Source organism: Streptomyces humicola (genome assembly GCF_024436035.1).
GTDB lineage: Bacteria > Actinomycetota > Actinomycetes > Streptomycetales > Streptomycetaceae > Streptantibioticus_B > Streptantibioticus_B humicola.
Genome location: NZ_JANFNG010000030.1, coordinates 20,030 through 35,167, shown reverse-complemented (window position 1 = coordinate 35,167; position 15,138 = coordinate 20,030). Strand labels below are relative to the sequence as shown.

Sequence of the window (15,138 nt, the reverse complement as noted above, 5' to 3'; positions counted from 1 at the left end):
CCGGACTAGACGGATCACGGTGTTCAGGCACTGCGGGCGGTGGAACAGCCGGGGCACAGGCCCCAGTGGATGACCTCGGCCTCGTCGATCGAGAAGCCGTGGTCGTCGGACGCGGTCAGGCAGGGGGCCTCGCCGACCGGACAGTCGACGGCAGCGACGACACCGCACGACCGGCACACGACGTGGTGGTGGTCGCCGACGCATCCCTCGAACCGGGCCGGGCTGCCGGCCGGCTCGATGCCGCGTACGAGTCCCGACCCGGTGAGCGCATGGAGGGCCTCATGGGGTGAAGGGAGATACGGCCTACGCGATCGCGCACCCCCGGAGTGCGATCGCCTAGACGTCGAGGTGGGCACCGTCCAGGCGCCGGCGCCGCGCTGCTCGCTGTTCTGGTTGTCCGCGCCCGGGGCACCGGATTCGGTGGTGGGCGGACCCGTCTCCTGAACCGTCACGTGCGTTCCCTGCTGTTGTCCTGTCCCTTGGCTGCCGCCGGACCCGATCCTACGATGGACTCAATCCAAGTCAATACGGCAACCAGACCCGTACGGATTCATTCATCAGACGCTGCACTGTTAGGTTGGTGGGCATGAGTGACCTGCTGGAACGGCTTCGCGGACGTGGCTGGCGGATGACCGCCCAGCGCCGGGTGGTCGCCGAGGTACTCGACGGCGAGCACGTTCACCTCACGGCCGACGAGGTGCTCGCGCGCGCCACCGCCCGGCTGCCGGAGATCTCCCGCGCGACCGTCTACAACACCCTCGGCGAGCTCGTCGCGCTCGGCGAGGTGATCGAGGTGGCCACTGACGGCCGCGCCAAGCGCTACGACCCGAACGCCCACCGCCCCCACCAGCACCTGGTGTGCTCTGGCTGCGGCGCCATTCGGGACGTCCGCCCCGGCGGCGACCCACTGGCCGATCTGCCCGCCTCCGAGCGGTTCGGCTTCACCGTCTCCGAGGTCGAGGTGACCTACCGGGGCCTGTGCCCCGACTGCGCCCGTGCCTGATCCGGCCCGCGCATCCCGTCCCGTCCCCCGCTGATCAGCGGCGGCTCGCCATCCGTCGGGTCTCGCCAGGCCGACGACGACCACAACGCCTCCCGGTGCCACCACATCCCGGAGTCCGGTCGAGGGAAACGGCGAGACGGGCAGGGCGGCAGCCACGCGGCTTGCACCTTCTGGTGCCCCGGACGGGCTCATGGGGCGCGGTCCACCGCGCCGCAACCCGTACGGGCATGTGCTCCGGCCCCCGTCGGCAACGGTTCCCCCGTGCGGGTCGCCACCAGTCGCGGCCCTGGGCCTCGCGGCGCAGGCTGAGGTGAGCGGCTACGGCTTCACCGGCCCGCCGCCCGCCCGGGATCCGAGGAGATATCTTGACCAGAGGCGAAACGCGCACCGCTGCCCGCCGCGACGAGCTGCGGACGGCAGCGCTGGCTTCCGGCGCCGGGGTGGTGGCCGCAACCGGAATCGCGGCAGGCATCTCGGCATGCACCAGCAGCTCGACGAGCAGGCCCGGCGGTGCGCAATCTTCGGCGGCCTCGACGGCCGCCTCCGCCTCTCGGGCGGCGGCGCCCAAGGTGGTCAAGGCCCAGCGCTACTGAACCTGCGGGACCAGCGCGGGTACGGATGCAGGCGCGGCGCGCCACTGCACGGCGAGATTGATGAATATGAACGAGCCACGCCGGACGCGACACAGCAGCCACTGCATGGACGAGGCCATCGTGGAGGCGCTGTTCACCAGGGGGACCGTCGGGCTGTTCGTGTTCGACCCGGACCTGCGGCTGGTGCGCATCAATGCCGCTGCACACCGCATGCTCGGCGTATCCGACGAAAGCCTTGGCTTGCGTCTCGGCGAGGCGGTCCATGGCATCGACAGCGCAGGGCTGGAGCGGATGCTGCGGCAAGTGCTGAACTCCGGCGATCCGAGCCTGGACGTCGAACAGCCGGGCTTTCCGCCCAGCGACCCCGGACGCGAACACGTGATATCCGTGTCGGCCTATCCGATGTACGACCACGAGGGCCACCCGTTGGGCGTTGTGGCCTCGGTGCGCGATGTCACCGACAGCTCCCGCGCCCGCGTACGCTCGGATCTGCTCCGGCAGGCCGATGCTCGGATCGGCACCGTACTCGACGTGACTCGGACTGCCGAACAACTTGCGGAGGTCGCCGTTCCCGCACTGGCCGACACCGTGGTCGTCGACGTGCTGGACGCGGTCATTCACGGCGAGCTCCCTGCGCCCGGGCCGAGGGCCGGCACAGCCCTCCTTCGGCGGGTGGCATACCAGTCCGTGCGCGACACGGCCGCGCAGGCGTCCCCCGCAGTGGGCGAACCGGTGACCTACCCCTTCCCCACGCCCCACACCCAGACCCTGAGCGATCTGCGGCCGCGCCTCGTGCGCGACCTGGCGAAGGGCGACGGCGACTGGCTCGAGACCGGCACCTCACAGCTGATCGAGGCGGGCGCCCACTCACTGATGCTCATCCCGCTCTCCGCCCGCGGAGCCGCGCTCGGCCTGGTGTGCTTCTCCCGGTCGCAGCGTCCCAGCTCCTTCGACGAGGACGATCTCACCCTTGCCGCGGAAATCGCCAGTCGAGCCGCCCTGAGCATCGACAACGCACGCCGCTACACGCGTGAGCACAGCACGGCGTCCGTTCTCCAGCGCAGCCTGCTGCCTTCCCGGCTGCCCGAGCATCCCGCCGTGGAAGCCGCCCACTGCTACCTGCCCGGCGCCGTCAACGGCGTGAGCGGTGCCGGCGGCGACTGGTTCGACGTCATCCCGCTCTCCGGTGCACGGGTGGCACTGGTCGTCGGCGATGTCGTAGGCCGCGGCCTGTATGCCGCGGCCTCCATGGGCAGGCTGCGGGCAGCGATCCGCGCCATGGCGGCACTCGACCTGCCACCCGACGAACTGCTCGCCCATCTCGACGAGCTTGTCATCCGGCTGGCGGACGAGCCGCCGGACCCGTTCGACGAGCGGGCCTCCGCCGAGCAACCGCTGGCTGCCACGTGCGTCTACATGGTGTACAACCCGATCACGCTGCGTTGCACCATGGCCCGTGCGGGCCACCCGCCGCCCGTCCTCATCAGCCCCGACGGCACCCCCGATATTCTCGACGCGGCTCCCGGTCCCCCGCTCGGAGTCGGCGGCCTGCCTTTCGAAATGACGGAGCTCAGTGTGAGTGAGGGAAGCCTCCTCGCCCTCTACACCAACGGCCTGTTGTCCGCCCACCCCGGCGAGGCCGACGAAGCGCTCGACCAGCTCTGCCGCGTACTGGCCGAACCCGGACGTCCCGCTCAGGACGTGTGCGATGCCGCCGTCTACGCGCTGTTGCCGACACCGCCCAAGGACGACGCCGTCATTCTCGCGGCCCGGACCCGAGCGCTCGGCCCTGACCGGGTCGCGACCTCAACGCTGCCCGCGGACGCAGCAAGCGTCTCCACCGCGCGCACTCTGGTCCGACAGCAGCTCCACGCCTGGGGACTCGAAGCGCTTGTGTTCTCCACCGAGTTGATCGCCAGCGAGCTCGTGACGAACGCCATCCGGTACGCCTCCGGCCCCGTGCAACTGCGGCTCATCCTCAACCGAACCCTGATCTGCGAGGTCTCGGACGGCAGCAGCAGCGCACCCCACCTGCGCCACCCCCGAACCAGCGACGAGGGCGGCCGAGGGCTCTTCCTCGTCGCCCAGCTGGCACAGCATTGGGGTGTTCGCTACACCCGACAGGGCAAAACCGTATGGGCCGAACAAGCACTACCGGCACACAACAGCCACACTCTTCCGTGAGTTCTTCGGGGTCGCCGGCCGCGGCCGTCCGTCAGCCCAGGGCACGGTCCAGGTTGAAGGCGGCACTGACCAGCGACAGATGAGTGAATGCCTGGGGGAAGTTGCCGAGTTGTTCCCCCGTCGGTCCGATCTGCTCGGCGTACAGGCCGAGATGGTTGGCGTAGGTGAGCATCTTCTCGAAGGCCAACCGGGCCTCGTCCAGGCGTCCTGCCCGGGTGAGTGCCTCGACGTACCAGAAGGAGCAGATCGAGAAGGTGCCCTCCAGCCCCGGGAGGCCGTCGGGGCTGGCCGCGGGGTCGTAGCGGTACACCAGTGAGTCGGAGACCAGGTCCGTGCTCAGCGCATCCAGCGTCGCCAGCCATTTGGGGTCGACGGGCGAGATGAACTTGGCCATCGGCATCATCAGCACGGATGCGTCGAGGATCTGGTCGTCGAGGCACTGGACGAATGCCTGTCGACCCTGCGACCAGCCGCGTTGCATGATCTGCCGGTAGATCGCGTCACGGCACTGGCGCCAGCGCACGAGGTCGGCGGGCAGCCCGCGCCGGTTCGCCATCCGGATGGCCCGTTCGATCGCCACCCAGCACATGAGCCGTGAGTAGAGGAAGTTCTTGCGCCCCCCGCGGGTCTCCCAGACGCCCTGGTCGGGCTGATCCCAGTGGTCGCACACCCAGTCGACCAGGTAGCCCACCTCGTCCCAGCGGTCGCTGCTGATCGGCTGTCCCCATTTGTCGTACAGGTAGATGGAGTCGATGAGCGCCCCGTAGATGTCCAGCTGGAGCTGGTCGGCCGCGGCGTTGCCCACCCGCACCGGAGCGGACTCCAGATAGCCCTCCAGATGCGGCAGTCGGCGCTCGGTGAGATCGGCGCGCCCGTCGATCCCGTACATGATCTGCAGCGGGCCTGACGAAGCCTGATGGCACATGATGCAGCGTTCGGAGAGGAAACCCATGAACGCCTCGGCCTCACCGGTGAACCCCAGTCTGAGCATGGCGTAAATGCAGAACGCGGCGTCACGGACCCACACATAGCGGTAGTCCCAGTTGCGTTCGCCTCCGATCTGCTCCGGCAGGCTGGTGGTGGGGGCGGCGACGATGGCGCCGGTTGGCGCGTACGTGAGCAGCTTCAGCGTCAAGGCCGAGCGGTGGACCATCTCACGCCAGCGTCCGCGGTAGCTCGATCCCGCCAGCCAGTGGCGCCAGAACGCGACAGTGCTCTCGAACTCGCCCTCGGCCTCGGCATGCGGGCAGGCCCGCGTCCTGACCTCTCCGCCGACCTGATCGAGGGCGAAGACGGCGGTCTCGCCCTCGACGAGCTTGAACCGCGCTACCACATCCGCACCGTCCTGCTCGACGGTCACAGTGGAGGTCAAAGCGAGCGACAGCGCCGATGACCGGAACAGCGCCTCGTTGGCCTGCACCTGCACCGTGTGCGGCTCTGTGCCGTAGTCGAAGCGCGGGGCCACTCGCACCCGGAACGGCAGCGTCCCCCGCATGCACGCCACCCGGCGGATTATCCGGTGCCGGCCGGCCTCGCGCGACTCACCGGCGATGGGCATGAAGTCCTGGATCTCGGCCACGCCGTCAGCGGCGAAGAAACGTGTGATCAGGACATTGGTGTCGGGAAAGTAGAACTGGCGGGTCCGCGTCGGTACGTCCGCCGTCAGCTCGAACGATCCGCCCCTATCGGCGTCGAGGATCGAGGCGAACACGCTGGGCGAGTCGAACGTCGGGCAGCAGTACCAGTCGATGGTGCCGTCGGTGCCCACGAGCGCCGCCGTGCGAAGATCGCCGATCAGTCCGTGTTCGGCGATCGGCAGATAGCGTGAGCCATCCGTCGTCCGCCCGAATCCGGCATCTGCGAATGTCATGCCGGCCTCCTTGGCAGTACGGAGCCGTCACGGAACGGCATCCGCATTTCATCGTAAATCCGGACTTGTCCAAGGGCTCGGGTTCGCTTGTCGGCGGTGCCCTCGGTGTGCGTCACTGAAAGAGCAGCGGAACGCGGGCACCCGGCGCCCGCCGAGGACTGCAGACGGACTGCCCATGGGACTGATCAGCGTCATCGGACTGGTGCTCCACCCGGAGCGGAACTGCGCCCCCACCGTGGACGCCGTCGTTCGCTGGGCCCGCGCCCGCGGCGGGAAGGTCCTCGGGCTCGCGGACGAGGTGGGGCGGATCGGCTGCGAAGCGGTACCGGTCGGGGACAAAGAGCTGGCCTCCGCTGCCGACCTGCTGGTCAGCCTGGGCGGGGACGGCACCATGCTGCGGGCGATGCGGCTGTCGGTCGGGGGCCGTGCGCCTGTCCTGGGCGTGAACGTCGGACGCCTGGGTTTCCTCGCGGAGATCGACGTTCCCGAGCTGTCCGACGCGCTCTGCGCCATCGACGAGCAACGGTTCACGGTGGAGACCCGGTCCGGCGTGCTGGCCCGCTTCGGGTCCGGGCAGGAGACGGCGCTCAACGACGTCGTCCTCCTCCGCAGCCCCGGGCACAGGTCGGCGGCGGTCGCGGTACGGGTGCAGGGCCACCCCTTCGTGAGGTACACCGCCGATGCGGTAGTCGTCGCCACGCCCACCGGTTCCACCGCCTACAGCTTCTCCGCGGGCGGCCCCATCGTCTCCCCCGGCTCCGAAGGACTGCTGATCACGCCGGTGGCCCCGCACTCGGCGTTCAACCGGTCGGTGTTCCTCTCCAGCGGCGAGAAGCTCTCCCTGGAGGTCCTTTCCAACAGCGGCCATCTCGCCGTCGAGGCCGACGGGCGCCTCGTCGGGCACGTCCCTCCCGGCGAAGTCGTCGACGTGACCATGCTGCCCGCTGCGGCACGCGTCGTCCGCCTCGGCCGTACCACCTTCTACCAGCGCGCCCAGCGCAAGCTGCGGCTCACCGGCTCGGTCGAACCCGAGTGAACAGCCACCGGACGACGGCGCACGTCACCGCGCACCGGTATTGCGGACCGGCATTGTCGAGACGTCCCGGACTCTCGGACGGCTCCTGGGCCGTGCAGCCGTCCATGTCCACGCCGACGGCCGGGTGGACGGGCGTGGAGATCAGTGATCCTGAGCGGATCTTGATCCACAGTGCGTCGATGGAGATGGCCGGCCGGATCGCATTCCAGCCGGATTCCAGCCGGTGCGGCCCAGGTGCCGGCCGATGGAATCCAGCGTGGTCCACAACCCGGGTGCGAACGATCAATACCTATAGACCAATCCCGATAAAATGAACGTGCCGGAAGGGCGGTCAGGCCGCTCAGGAGGTGCGATCATGGCCAGGCAGAGCAAGCAGATCACCTACCGCCGGGTCTACGAGGAGACCTCGCCGACGGACGGCAAACGGGTGCTCGTCGATCGCGTCTGGCCGCGAGGGATGCGCAAGCAAGAGGCGCACCTCGACGAGTGGCTGCGCGATGTCGCCCCCTCGACGGAACTGCGCAAGTGGTACGGCCACGAGCCCAGCCGTTTCCCGGAGTTCCGCCGCCGCTACCTCGACGAACTGCGTGACTCGGGGCACCGGGAGGCGGCGGGACATCTGCGTGATCTCGCCGGCCACGACAAGCTCACGCTGCTGACGGCCACCAAGGATGTGGACCACAGCCAGGCGGCCGTGCTCGCCGAGTGGCTGACAGGTTCGGGACGATCCACCTGACGCCCTACGCCGCCATGACGAGCAGGAGCAGCGCCACACCGACGACCAGCCAGCTGACGTAGTCGCCGAGGTGGCCCGAGTGCAACCGGCGCAGCGGAAGCACGACACTCCGCCCGGCGGCTCGGAGCGCCGCGCGGGCAGTGCCCATGCCCCGCCACGCAAGCGCGGGACCCCAGATGGCCGCGGCGGCGAGGAGGGCGGCCAGGACGGTCGAGGCGAGCGCCAGGGCGACACCCTCGGTGCTCCAGCCGACGTCCGGGACCGCGGCGGCCGGTGCGATGGCGTGCCCCTGGACGGCGGCGGCGTACGCGGTGCGATCGGTGAACTGCCGTGCAGCGCGAGCGAGTGACCCGGCGAGCGCGGGCAGCACCCCGACGGCCAGCGACGTGCACAGCAGGATGGCGGGAACGGCGAGCATGGGGGCCGGGATACGCCGCTGCGGATCGCGGATCTCGGGCTCCTCGCCGCTGCCGGTGGTCTCGGGTCCGGCGTAGTGCTCTTGCGGCCGGGGCCCGGCGCCGCCGAAGATGCGGGCGGCCGCCCGCAGTACGGCCCCGCCCGTCGCCGCCGAGACGACAACGAACACGGCGGAAAGCCAGGGGAATCGGCCTTCAGCCGCGTGTTCGGTGACCGCCTTGCCCAGTGCGGTGCCGAACGGCGGCAGCCCGGCGAGCGCGAGCCCGCCGAGGGTGAACATCGCACCGGCGAGCGGCAGATCGCGTCCGCGGCCGTGCAGTCCGTGTTCGTCGACGGATCCGTGCCGGTCGAGGAGGACGCCCGTGGTGCCGAAGAGGGCCGCCTTGACGCCGGCGTGAGCCGCGACGTAGAGGGCCACCCCTGCCGTCCCGGCGGGCGTGAGCAGCGCCATCCCGGCGAGGAAGAGTCCGACATGGCCGACGGTGGAGAAGGCGAGCATGCGCTTGAGGTGGCGCTGTTGCCAGCACATCACCGCTCCCACCAGCGCGGTCAGCACACCCGCGGCGACGAACGCGGTCCGCAGATGTGGGTGCGGGATGCCGTGCGGGCCGGAGAAGACGGTCCAGTAGACGCGCGCGGCGCCGTAGACGCCGAGTTCGACCATGACGCCGGAGAGCAGCATGCACACGGGAGTCGGTGCGACGGAGTGGGCATCCGGCAGCCAGAAATGGAACGGCACCACCGCCGCCTTGACCAGCAGTCCCGTCATGACGAATACGAACGCGACCACCTCAAGGGCGTCCGCCCGATGCGTCTGCAGTGCCGACCCGATCTGTGCGAGACCGAGTTCCCCGGTGCGGGCGTAGAGCAGGCCGATGCCCAGCAACGAGCAGTAGGCACCGATTGAGTTGACGATGCCGAAGATCAAGGCGCCCTGCACCGGACGCGGGTCCTCGATGCGGTACCCGGTGAGCGCGTAGGCCACCGCGCCCATGAGTTCGAAGAAGACGAACGCATCGAACAGATCGCCGGTGAGCGCGAAGCCGCACATGCCGGCCTCGAAGAGGAGGATCAGGGCGGGGAAGGTCCCCGCGTGCTGCGCGGGCGGCTCCTCGAAGTAGCGCCAGGAGTAGACGATGACGGCGAGGACGAGCGTGGCGGTCAGCAGCGCCAGGCCGATGCCGATCCGGTCGCCGGCCAACACGATCCCGACGCTCTCACCGCGCCGCGGATACCAGCCGCCGAGCCAGGAGACGCTGTGGCCGTCGCCGGTACCCGCCCAGAGCCAGGCCAGATCGGCGACGTCCATCGCCGCCCAGACGGTGGCCAGGGCGTCGGTGGCCACCCGTGGCAGCCACCGCCCGCCGATGACGAGAGCGACGGCGCCGAGCAGCGGGACGGCGACGGCGAGCGGCAGCAGATCCGCGGTGCGCACCTCGTCGGCCCGCCCTAGCCCTTGAGCCCGGTGAGGGCGTCCGGGTCGACCGTGCCGTGCCGCTTGCGCACCTGCATGGCGAGTCCCAGCAGCAGTGCGGTGACGGTCGCGCCCACCACGACGTCGGTGAGGGCGAGGGCCTGGACGACGGGATCGACGACGCGCGTGCGCAGCGAGGTGTCGGAGAAGTACGGTGCCGTGCCGCCGCGCCGGAATCCGACGGCCAGCAGCAGCACGTACGTCGACGACTGGGCGACGGCAAGGCAGCCGACGGCATGGATGGCGTTGCGGCTGGTGACCATCCCGTGCACCCCGGCGAGGAAGATCCAGCCGGCCGCCAGGAAGGGCAGGATCGTCATCCGCCGCCTCCGGTGCCGTGCTCCTCCGGCGACCTCACCTCGACGGCCTGGTCGAGGAAGAAGGCGAGCAGCACGATGACCCCCGCACCGACCTCGACGCCGACCGCCGCATTGACGACGGGGACCAGTCCGCCGGAGGAGAGCTGCCCGAAGGTGCCGAGCGGCAGCACGTTCTGCAGATAGGCGCCGCCCGCGACCAGCCCGGCCAGGCCGAGCGCCGCGAACGCGCCCGCGCCCGCGGCATCGGCCGCATCGAGAAAAGCCAGCGGCCGGATCCGCTTCAGGACGCGGTAGTCCGCGGCCACGTACGCCAGATGCAGTCCGGTGGCGAGAATGACGCCGCCCTGGAAGCCGCCTCCCGGCGACAGTTGGCCGTGCGCGACGATGTAGACACCGGTGAGCAGGGTGACCGGCAGCAGCACCATGCCGAGCAGGCGGGTGCTGGGCAGCACCCGTCCCGGCCTCGGCCGGCCGGTGCGCTCGTCGCGTGCGTGGCGCAGCAGCACGATAGTGCCCAGCACCGCGGCGAACAGGATGGATTCCTCCCCGAGGGTGTCGAAGGCTCGCTGGTCGAAATTGACGGAGGAGACGACGTTGGCGGTGCGCTGGTGGAGGGCCGCCGCCACCGCGCGGGTGGCGTAGGGATGCGCCAGGGTCCCGAAGCGCGGCAGTCCCGTGCAGGCGGCCGCATACGCGACGGCGAAGACCACCGCCGCTGCCCAGAAGAGCCGGATGCGCGCGGTACGGCTCATCGGCGCGCTCCGTCCCCGCGCCGGTCCCGGCCGTTGCGCGGACCGGGGGCGCGACGCACCTTCCGTACCGTCAGCAGGATCAACAGCGGCGTGACCGCTGTCCCCACCGCCAACTGGGACAGTGCCACGTCGGGCGCCTGCAGGAGCGTGAAGAGCACCGCGAGGGACAGACCGAGCATGGCGAGCAGTACGGCCTGACGCACCGGATCCCGGGTGAGCGCCGCCGCGGTCGCGCTCACCGTCACCAGCAGCAGTGCGACGACGATCAGATACTCGTCGACGGCCCCGTTCGCTGCGCCGTTCATTGCGGGGAGTCCCTCGGCAGCACGCGGTCGTGCTGGGCCGTCGCCCTGCCGATTGCCATGGTGGTGACCGGGCCGCCCAGGGCGATCAGTGCGGCGATGAGGATCAGCTTGACGGCGGCGCGCCCGGGCCCGGTGTCGACGGCCGCGGCGAGTGCGACGAGCGGCGCGCCGACGGAGGTGGCGGGGGTGAGAGCGTGCAGCCGCTGGTACGGCCGCGGGAGCGCCACCAGGCATGCGGCCGACAGCAGCAGTACGCCGATCCCGCCGACGAGCAGGACCAGTGCGCACACATGACGCAGCGTCATCTCATGCCTCCGTGTGCGGCTCGGTGTCGGCGGCGTCCATCGAGCGTCCGCCGAGGAAGCGGGCGAAGACCAGGGTTCCGGCAGGTCCCAGAACGGCAAGGACGAGGGCGAGGTCGGCATAGGAGCTGCGGCCGAAGCCCTGCGCGGTCACCAGGAAGAGCACGGTGGCAACGGTGGTCGCCAGGTTGAGCCCAGCGAGGCGTTCATGCGCGGGCCCGCGGCTCGCCGCCCACAGGCACGGCGGCAGCCCCAGGGTCAGCAGGACCGCGGTCGCGAGCAGCCACGCGTTCACCGGCGCCCTCCAGCGGTGAGCACGCGTTCCAGCCGCGTCCGGTCGTCGATCACGACGTGGACGACGAGCGCCTCCCCGGCTCCCGGCTGCTGTCCGCGGACGTCGACGACGTACGCGCCGGGAGTGGACGACAGCAGGCCGCAGGCCCATGCCGCGCCGGTTCCGGACACAAGCGTCACGGTCTGCCACCGGCCCTCGACCGGGCGGCCGCACAGGGTGCGTGCGGTCACGGCGAACAGCCGCACGGTGTCGGTGAGCACCGCGCCGGGCCACGCGAGAGCCGCCGCGCCCCACCGCCGGGTACCGCCCGGCCCGGCGCCCGATACGGTGTGCACGCCGCGGGCGGCGACCGCGGCGATCGCCGCTCCCCCTGCGGCCACGACGAGTTCGAGCACCGAGACCGTGCTGATGAACATCAGGTCGACAACGACCAGCAGGGCCCACCACACCAGCGCCTCGCGCAAGGCTCCGAGCCACGAACGCCGCATCGCCCCTCCTCACCGGTACGCCCGGGAACAGACCAGCAACGTGTACCCCGCTCGGCGTTTCCGATGCCTTGCGCACGCCGGGGAGGGCGGCCGAGCGGGCGGAGCATCACCGTGATGGAGCAGCACCATGGGTGCTGCGAGGATGGATGCATGGATGAGACGGACGGACCGGAAGGCGGCGATCCGGCGTGCTGGCTGGCCCGGGTCTGTGCCGACTGCGGCAGCTTCCGGGAGGAGTTGTCGCTGGACCACTGCCAGAACTGCGGGGCGCCGTTGGGCGACGAGGAGCGGGACTGACGCGCTGCCGCGCGCCCAGCGACTGACCGCGCCCGCCGCCGGTTCCGCGCCGCCCGTCAGCCGTCCACCGGCAGGAAGTGCGGTTCCTTGATGCGCTTCATCACGATCTGCGAGTTGACCTCGGTGACGCCGGACAGGGTGGTGAGCCGTTCGATCCACAACTGCTCGTAGGCGGTGATGTCGGCGACGGCGATGCGCAGCAGGCAGCCGGGGCTGCCGAAGAGCCGGTACGCCTCGATGACGTCCGGGATGTCCTGCAGGGCGGCCTCGACCGCCTCGACCGCCTCACGGTCTCGCTTGACCTCGATCGAGACGAGCACCTCGAACCCCCTGCCGACGGCCTCGGGGTCGATCACGGCGCGGTAGCCCTGGATGACGCCGTCCTGTTCCAGCTGGCGGACTCTGCGCATGCAGGGGGAGGCGGTGAGCCCGACGCGCTGCGCCAGTTCCTGGTTGGTCAGCCGGCCGTCCTTCTGGAGCTCGCGCAAGATATTGCGATCGATTTGATCCATAGCGCAATTATCAGCCCCGCTCTGGCGCCATTGCGCGAAAACCAGCGATCACATTGCGCGCGGTTTGCCCTATTGTTGCGGCGCACATCCGGCACCATCCGTATGATCCGTATGAGGGGCAGGGGAACGTGGGACGCGTCGTCGTCATGAGCACCGGCGGGACGATCGCCAGCCGCTGGCAGGGCTCCGGGTACGTCGCCGAGGCCAACGGCCACGACGTGCTCGCCCGTGCGGCGGTTCCGGAAGGGATCGTGACGGAGGTCGTCGACCTTTTCAGCGTGAACAGCTCCCGGCTGACCACCGCGCACCAGCTCACCCTGATGCGCGCGGTGCACGCCGCGCTCGCCGACCCCGATGTGGACGGCATCGTCGTCACGCACGGCACCGACACCCTGGAGGAGTCGGCCTTCCTGCTCGACCTCCACCACGACGATCCACGACCTGTCGTCTTCACCGGTGCACAGCGGCCTCTCGAAGCCGCGGACGGCGACGCGGCGGGCAACCTCCACGACGCCCTGCTCACCGCGGCCTCCGTTCGCGACCTCGGCGTGCTGGTGGCGTTCGACGGTGTGGTGCACGCAGCCCGCGGCACCGTGAAGATGCACACGCTCGCCCCCAGGGCGTTCGACGACCCGTCGGGTTCGCATGTCGGAGAAGTCGGCTTCGGCGGCGTGTGCATACGCAGGCGGCCCGATCGGCCGGAGCCGCTGCCTCTGCCGCCGGCGGACGTGACCGCGCCGCGCGTCGACATGATCATGCACCACTGCGACGCCGACCCGCTGTTGCTGAAGGCGGCGGTGGCCGCAGGCGCGCAGGGCATCGTGGTGGTCGGCACCGGCGCGGGCAACACCACCCCCGACATCGCCGAGGCCGTGGCGGAGGCGGTCGCATCCGGGGTGGTCGTGGCGCTGACGACCCGTGTTCCCGAGGGCCCCGTCGCCGAGATCTACGGCGGAGGCGGAGCCGTCGACCTCGCCGCGGCCGGTGCGGTCCTCACGGGCACCCTGCGTGCGGGGCAGGCACGGACGGCAGTGCTCGCCGCCCTGCTGGCCTCCGACACGCCGTCCGCACGCGTCACGACGCTCCGCCGGTTGCTCCACCTCCCCTCCACCATCCCGTCCTGAACAGGAACCGACATGCCAACCGCCGCACCGCACCGCACGGAGCACGACCTGCTCGGTGACCGCGAGGTCCCCGCCGCCGCATACTTCGGCGTCCACACGCTGCGGGCCACGGAGAACTTCCCCATCACCGGCACGCCCGTCTCCTCCTGCCCCGACCTCGTCGTCGCCCTCGCCTGTGTGAAGCAGGCCGCGGCCCGTGCCAATCGCGAACTCGGCCTGCTGGACGCCGGCAAGGCGTCAGCCATCGAGGCGGCGTGCGAGGAGATCCGCGCCGGGCGGCTGCACGACCACTTCGTCGTCGACGTCATCCAGGGCGGGGCGGGTACGTCCACCAACATGAACGCCAACGAGGTGATCGCCAACCGTGCGTTGGAGCTCCTCGGCCACGAGCGGGGCGACTACAAGCACCTGCACCCCCTCGAACACGTCAACGCCGGGCAGAGCACCAACGACGTGTATCCGACCGCCGTCAAGGTCGCGCTGCACCTCGTCGCCCACCGTCTGCTCGACGCCATGAACGTCCTGCGGGAGTCCTTCGAGGCGAAGGCCGAGGAGTTCGCGGACGTCCTCAAGATGGGCCGCACCCAGCTGCAGGACGCGGTGCCCATGACGCTCGGCCAGGAGTTCGCCACGTACGCCGTCATGCTCGACGAGGACCGGCTGCGTCTGGAGGAGGCCTGCGACCTGATCCGTGAGATCAACCTCGGCGGGACGGCGATCGGCACCGGCCTCAACGCCCATCCGCGCTATGCGGCGGTCGCCCGTGACCACCTCTCAGCGATCACCGGCATACCGCTGAGGAGCGCCGGAGACCTCGTCGAGGCCACCCAGGATGCCGGGGCGTTCGTCCAGTTGTCGGGCGTGCTCAAGCGCATCGCGGTGAAGCTCTCCAAGACCTGCAACGACCTGCGCCTGCTCTCGTGCGGCCCGCGGGCCGGCTTCGGCGAGATCAATCTCCCACCCGTACAGGCCGGTTCCAGCATCATGCCCGGCAAGGTCAACCCGGTGATCCCCGAGGTCGTCAACCAGATCGCCTTCGAGGTGATCGGAAACGACGTTACCGTCACCTTCGCCGCGGAAGCAGGGCAGCTGCAACTCAACGCCTTCGAGCCGGTCATCGTCCACAGCCTGCTCAAAAGCCTGGACCACCTGCGGGCCGGGTGCTTGACGCTCGCCGAACGCTGCGTCTGCGGCATCACCGCCAACCGCGACTACCTTGCGCAGCTCGTGGGGCGTTCGATCGGACTGGTCACCGCACTCAACCCGCACATCGGCTACGAGCGGGCCACTGCCGTTGCCCAGGAAGCGCTCGCGACCGGCGGCACCGTCCACGACCTGGTCCTCGCCAAGGGGCTGCTGAGCAAGGAACGGCTGCAGGAGATCCTGCGGCCGAAGAACCTGGCCAACCCGGTCTGATTCCGGCCGACCTG

Annotated in this window: 17 protein-coding genes and 1 pseudogene; 8 read left to right on the top strand and 10 right to left on the bottom strand. The window is 70.3% G+C overall.

Going from position 1 to position 15,138, the window contains the following annotated elements:
• Positions 1-23: 23 nt before the first annotated feature.
• A pseudogene (locus tag NGB36_RS27100) lies at positions 24-322 on the bottom strand (Fur family transcriptional regulator); the annotation flags it as partial.
• 264 nt (positions 323-586) lie between these two features.
• On the opposite strand from NGB36_RS27100, the gene NGB36_RS27095 reads away from it, so the two are divergent.
• The 3 genes from NGB36_RS27095 to NGB36_RS27085 all read left to right on the top strand — a co-directional run bounded on the left by NGB36_RS27095 (position 587) and on the right by NGB36_RS27085 (position 3,780).
• Positions 587-1,003, top strand: a complete 417-nt coding sequence (locus tag NGB36_RS27095) for a Fur family transcriptional regulator (RefSeq protein ID WP_255923156.1) — start codon at positions 587-589, stop codon at positions 1,001-1,003.
• A 365-nt stretch (positions 1,004-1,368) separates the two neighbouring features.
• Complete coding sequence (locus NGB36_RS27090) at positions 1,369-1,596, top strand: hypothetical protein (RefSeq protein WP_255923155.1); 228 nt, start codon at positions 1,369-1,371, stop codon at positions 1,594-1,596.
• A 105-nt stretch (positions 1,597-1,701) separates the two neighbouring features.
• On the top strand, positions 1,702-3,780 hold the full coding sequence (locus NGB36_RS27085; RefSeq protein ID WP_255923154.1) for a SpoIIE family protein phosphatase: 2,079 nt from the start codon (positions 1,702-1,704) through the stop codon (positions 3,778-3,780).
• Positions 3,781-3,811: 31 nt separating this feature from the next.
• Here the strand turns inward: NGB36_RS27085 and NGB36_RS27080 are convergent, their stop codons facing one another.
• Complete coding sequence (locus NGB36_RS27080; RefSeq protein ID WP_255923153.1) at positions 3,812-5,650, bottom strand: glycoside hydrolase family 15 protein; 1,839 nt, start codon at positions 5,648-5,650, stop codon at positions 3,812-3,814.
• A gap of 175 nt (positions 5,651-5,825) precedes the next feature.
• Between NGB36_RS27080 and NGB36_RS27075 the strand changes: the two genes are divergently transcribed.
• Together NGB36_RS27075 and NGB36_RS27070 are read left to right on the top strand one after the other, a co-directional pair.
• A complete protein-coding gene (locus NGB36_RS27075; RefSeq protein WP_255923152.1) occupies positions 5,826-6,686 on the top strand; it encodes an NAD(+)/NADH kinase in 861 nt (286 codons plus the stop codon).
• A 355-nt stretch (positions 6,687-7,041) separates the two neighbouring features.
• Complete coding sequence (locus NGB36_RS27070; protein WP_255923151.1) at positions 7,042-7,422, top strand: DUF488 domain-containing protein; 381 nt, start codon at positions 7,042-7,044, stop codon at positions 7,420-7,422.
• 4 nt (positions 7,423-7,426) lie between these two features.
• Here NGB36_RS27070 and NGB36_RS27065 read toward each other — a convergent pair whose 3' ends face one another.
• Genes NGB36_RS27065 through NGB36_RS27035 form a run of 7 tightly spaced genes read right to left on the bottom strand, consistent with a single transcriptional unit; the run spans position 7,427 to position 11,775 of the window.
• On the bottom strand, positions 7,427-9,274 hold the full coding sequence (locus tag NGB36_RS27065; RefSeq protein WP_255923150.1) for a complex I subunit 5 family protein: 1,848 nt from the start codon (positions 9,272-9,274) through the stop codon (positions 7,427-7,429).
• Positions 9,275-9,288: 14 nt separating this feature from the next.
• A complete protein-coding gene (locus NGB36_RS27060; RefSeq protein WP_255923149.1) occupies positions 9,289-9,633 on the bottom strand; it encodes a sodium:proton antiporter in 345 nt (114 codons plus the stop codon).
• Entirely contained in the window at positions 9,630-10,385 is a 756-nt protein-coding gene (locus NGB36_RS27055) for an MnhB domain-containing protein (protein WP_255923148.1), read from the bottom strand. The genes NGB36_RS27060 and NGB36_RS27055 overlap by 4 nt, the downstream gene beginning before the upstream one ends.
• The gene (locus NGB36_RS27050; protein ID WP_255923147.1) at positions 10,382-10,690 is read right to left on the bottom strand and encodes a Na(+)/H(+) antiporter subunit B; all 309 of its coding nucleotides are present in this window, start codon (positions 10,688-10,690) and stop codon (positions 10,382-10,384) included. Before NGB36_RS27050 ends, NGB36_RS27055 begins: the two co-directional genes overlap by 4 nt.
• Complete coding sequence (locus NGB36_RS27045) at positions 10,687-10,995, bottom strand: monovalent cation/H(+) antiporter subunit G (RefSeq protein WP_255923146.1); 309 nt, start codon at positions 10,993-10,995, stop codon at positions 10,687-10,689. The genes NGB36_RS27050 and NGB36_RS27045 overlap by 4 nt, the downstream gene beginning before the upstream one ends.
• 1 nt (position 10,996) lies before the next feature.
• On the bottom strand, positions 10,997-11,287 hold the full coding sequence (locus NGB36_RS27040; RefSeq protein WP_255923145.1) for a monovalent cation/H+ antiporter complex subunit F: 291 nt from the start codon (positions 11,285-11,287) through the stop codon (positions 10,997-10,999).
• Positions 11,284-11,775 carry a hypothetical protein gene (locus NGB36_RS27035; protein WP_255923144.1) on the bottom strand — a complete coding sequence of 164 codons (492 nt, stop codon included), beginning with the start codon at positions 11,773-11,775 and terminating at the stop codon, positions 11,284-11,286. The genes NGB36_RS27040 and NGB36_RS27035 overlap by 4 nt, the downstream gene beginning before the upstream one ends.
• Before the next feature lie 150 nt (positions 11,776-11,925).
• Here NGB36_RS27035 and NGB36_RS27030 point away from each other — a divergent pair, with 150 nt between their 5' ends.
• The gene (locus NGB36_RS27030; RefSeq protein ID WP_255923143.1) at positions 11,926-12,072 is read left to right on the top strand and encodes a hypothetical protein; all 147 of its coding nucleotides are present in this window, start codon (positions 11,926-11,928) and stop codon (positions 12,070-12,072) included.
• 56 nt (positions 12,073-12,128) lie between these two features.
• Here the strand turns inward: NGB36_RS27030 and NGB36_RS27025 are convergent, their stop codons facing one another.
• Positions 12,129-12,584 (bottom strand): Lrp/AsnC family transcriptional regulator, encoded by a 456-nt coding sequence (locus NGB36_RS27025; protein WP_255923142.1) that lies wholly within the window; start codon positions 12,582-12,584, stop codon positions 12,129-12,131.
• Positions 12,585-12,712: 128 nt separating this feature from the next.
• Between NGB36_RS27025 and NGB36_RS27020 the strand changes: the two genes are divergently transcribed.
• Both NGB36_RS27020 and aspA read left to right on the top strand, forming a co-directional pair.
• A complete protein-coding gene (locus NGB36_RS27020; protein ID WP_255923141.1) occupies positions 12,713-13,708 on the top strand; it encodes an asparaginase in 996 nt (331 codons plus the stop codon).
• Between the two features lie 12 nt (positions 13,709-13,720).
• Entirely contained in the window at positions 13,721-15,124 is a 1,404-nt protein-coding gene (gene aspA, locus NGB36_RS27015; protein WP_255923140.1) for an aspartate ammonia-lyase, read from the top strand.
• The last annotated feature ends 14 nt before the right edge of the window (positions 15,125-15,138 follow it).

Excerpts from the sequence above, each read along its gene's own strand:
- NGB36_RS27095 (WP_255923156.1), top strand. The coding sequence starts at position 587 with ATGAGTGACCTGCTGGAACGGCTTCGCGGACGTGGCTGGCGGATGACC.
- NGB36_RS27025 (WP_255923142.1), bottom strand. The coding sequence starts at position 12,584 with ATGGATCAAATCGATCGCAATATCTTGCGCGAGCTCCAGAAGGACGGC.
- NGB36_RS27070 (WP_255923151.1), top strand. The coding sequence starts at position 7,042 with ATGGCCAGGCAGAGCAAGCAGATCACCTACCGCCGGGTCTACGAGGAG.
- NGB36_RS27080 (WP_255923153.1), bottom strand. The coding sequence starts at position 5,650 with ATGACATTCGCAGATGCCGGATTCGGGCGGACGACGGATGGCTCACGC.
- NGB36_RS27055 (WP_255923148.1), bottom strand. The coding sequence starts at position 10,385 with ATGAGCCGTACCGCGCGCATCCGGCTCTTCTGGGCAGCGGCGGTGGTC.
- aspA (WP_255923140.1), top strand. The coding sequence starts at position 13,721 with ATGCCAACCGCCGCACCGCACCGCACGGAGCACGACCTGCTCGGTGAC.
- NGB36_RS27050 (WP_255923147.1), bottom strand. The coding sequence starts at position 10,690 with ATGAACGGCGCAGCGAACGGGGCCGTCGACGAGTATCTGATCGTCGTC.
- NGB36_RS27035 (WP_255923144.1), bottom strand. The coding sequence starts at position 11,775 with ATGCGGCGTTCGTGGCTCGGAGCCTTGCGCGAGGCGCTGGTGTGGTGG.
- NGB36_RS27085 (WP_255923154.1), top strand. The coding sequence starts at position 1,702 with ATGGACGAGGCCATCGTGGAGGCGCTGTTCACCAGGGGGACCGTCGGG.
- NGB36_RS27075 (WP_255923152.1), top strand. The coding sequence starts at position 5,826 with ATGGGACTGATCAGCGTCATCGGACTGGTGCTCCACCCGGAGCGGAAC.
- NGB36_RS27045 (WP_255923146.1), bottom strand. The coding sequence starts at position 10,995 with ATGACGCTGCGTCATGTGTGCGCACTGGTCCTGCTCGTCGGCGGGATC.
- NGB36_RS27060 (WP_255923149.1), bottom strand. The coding sequence starts at position 9,633 with ATGACGATCCTGCCCTTCCTGGCGGCCGGCTGGATCTTCCTCGCCGGG.
- NGB36_RS27030 (WP_255923143.1), top strand. The coding sequence starts at position 11,926 with ATGGATGAGACGGACGGACCGGAAGGCGGCGATCCGGCGTGCTGGCTG.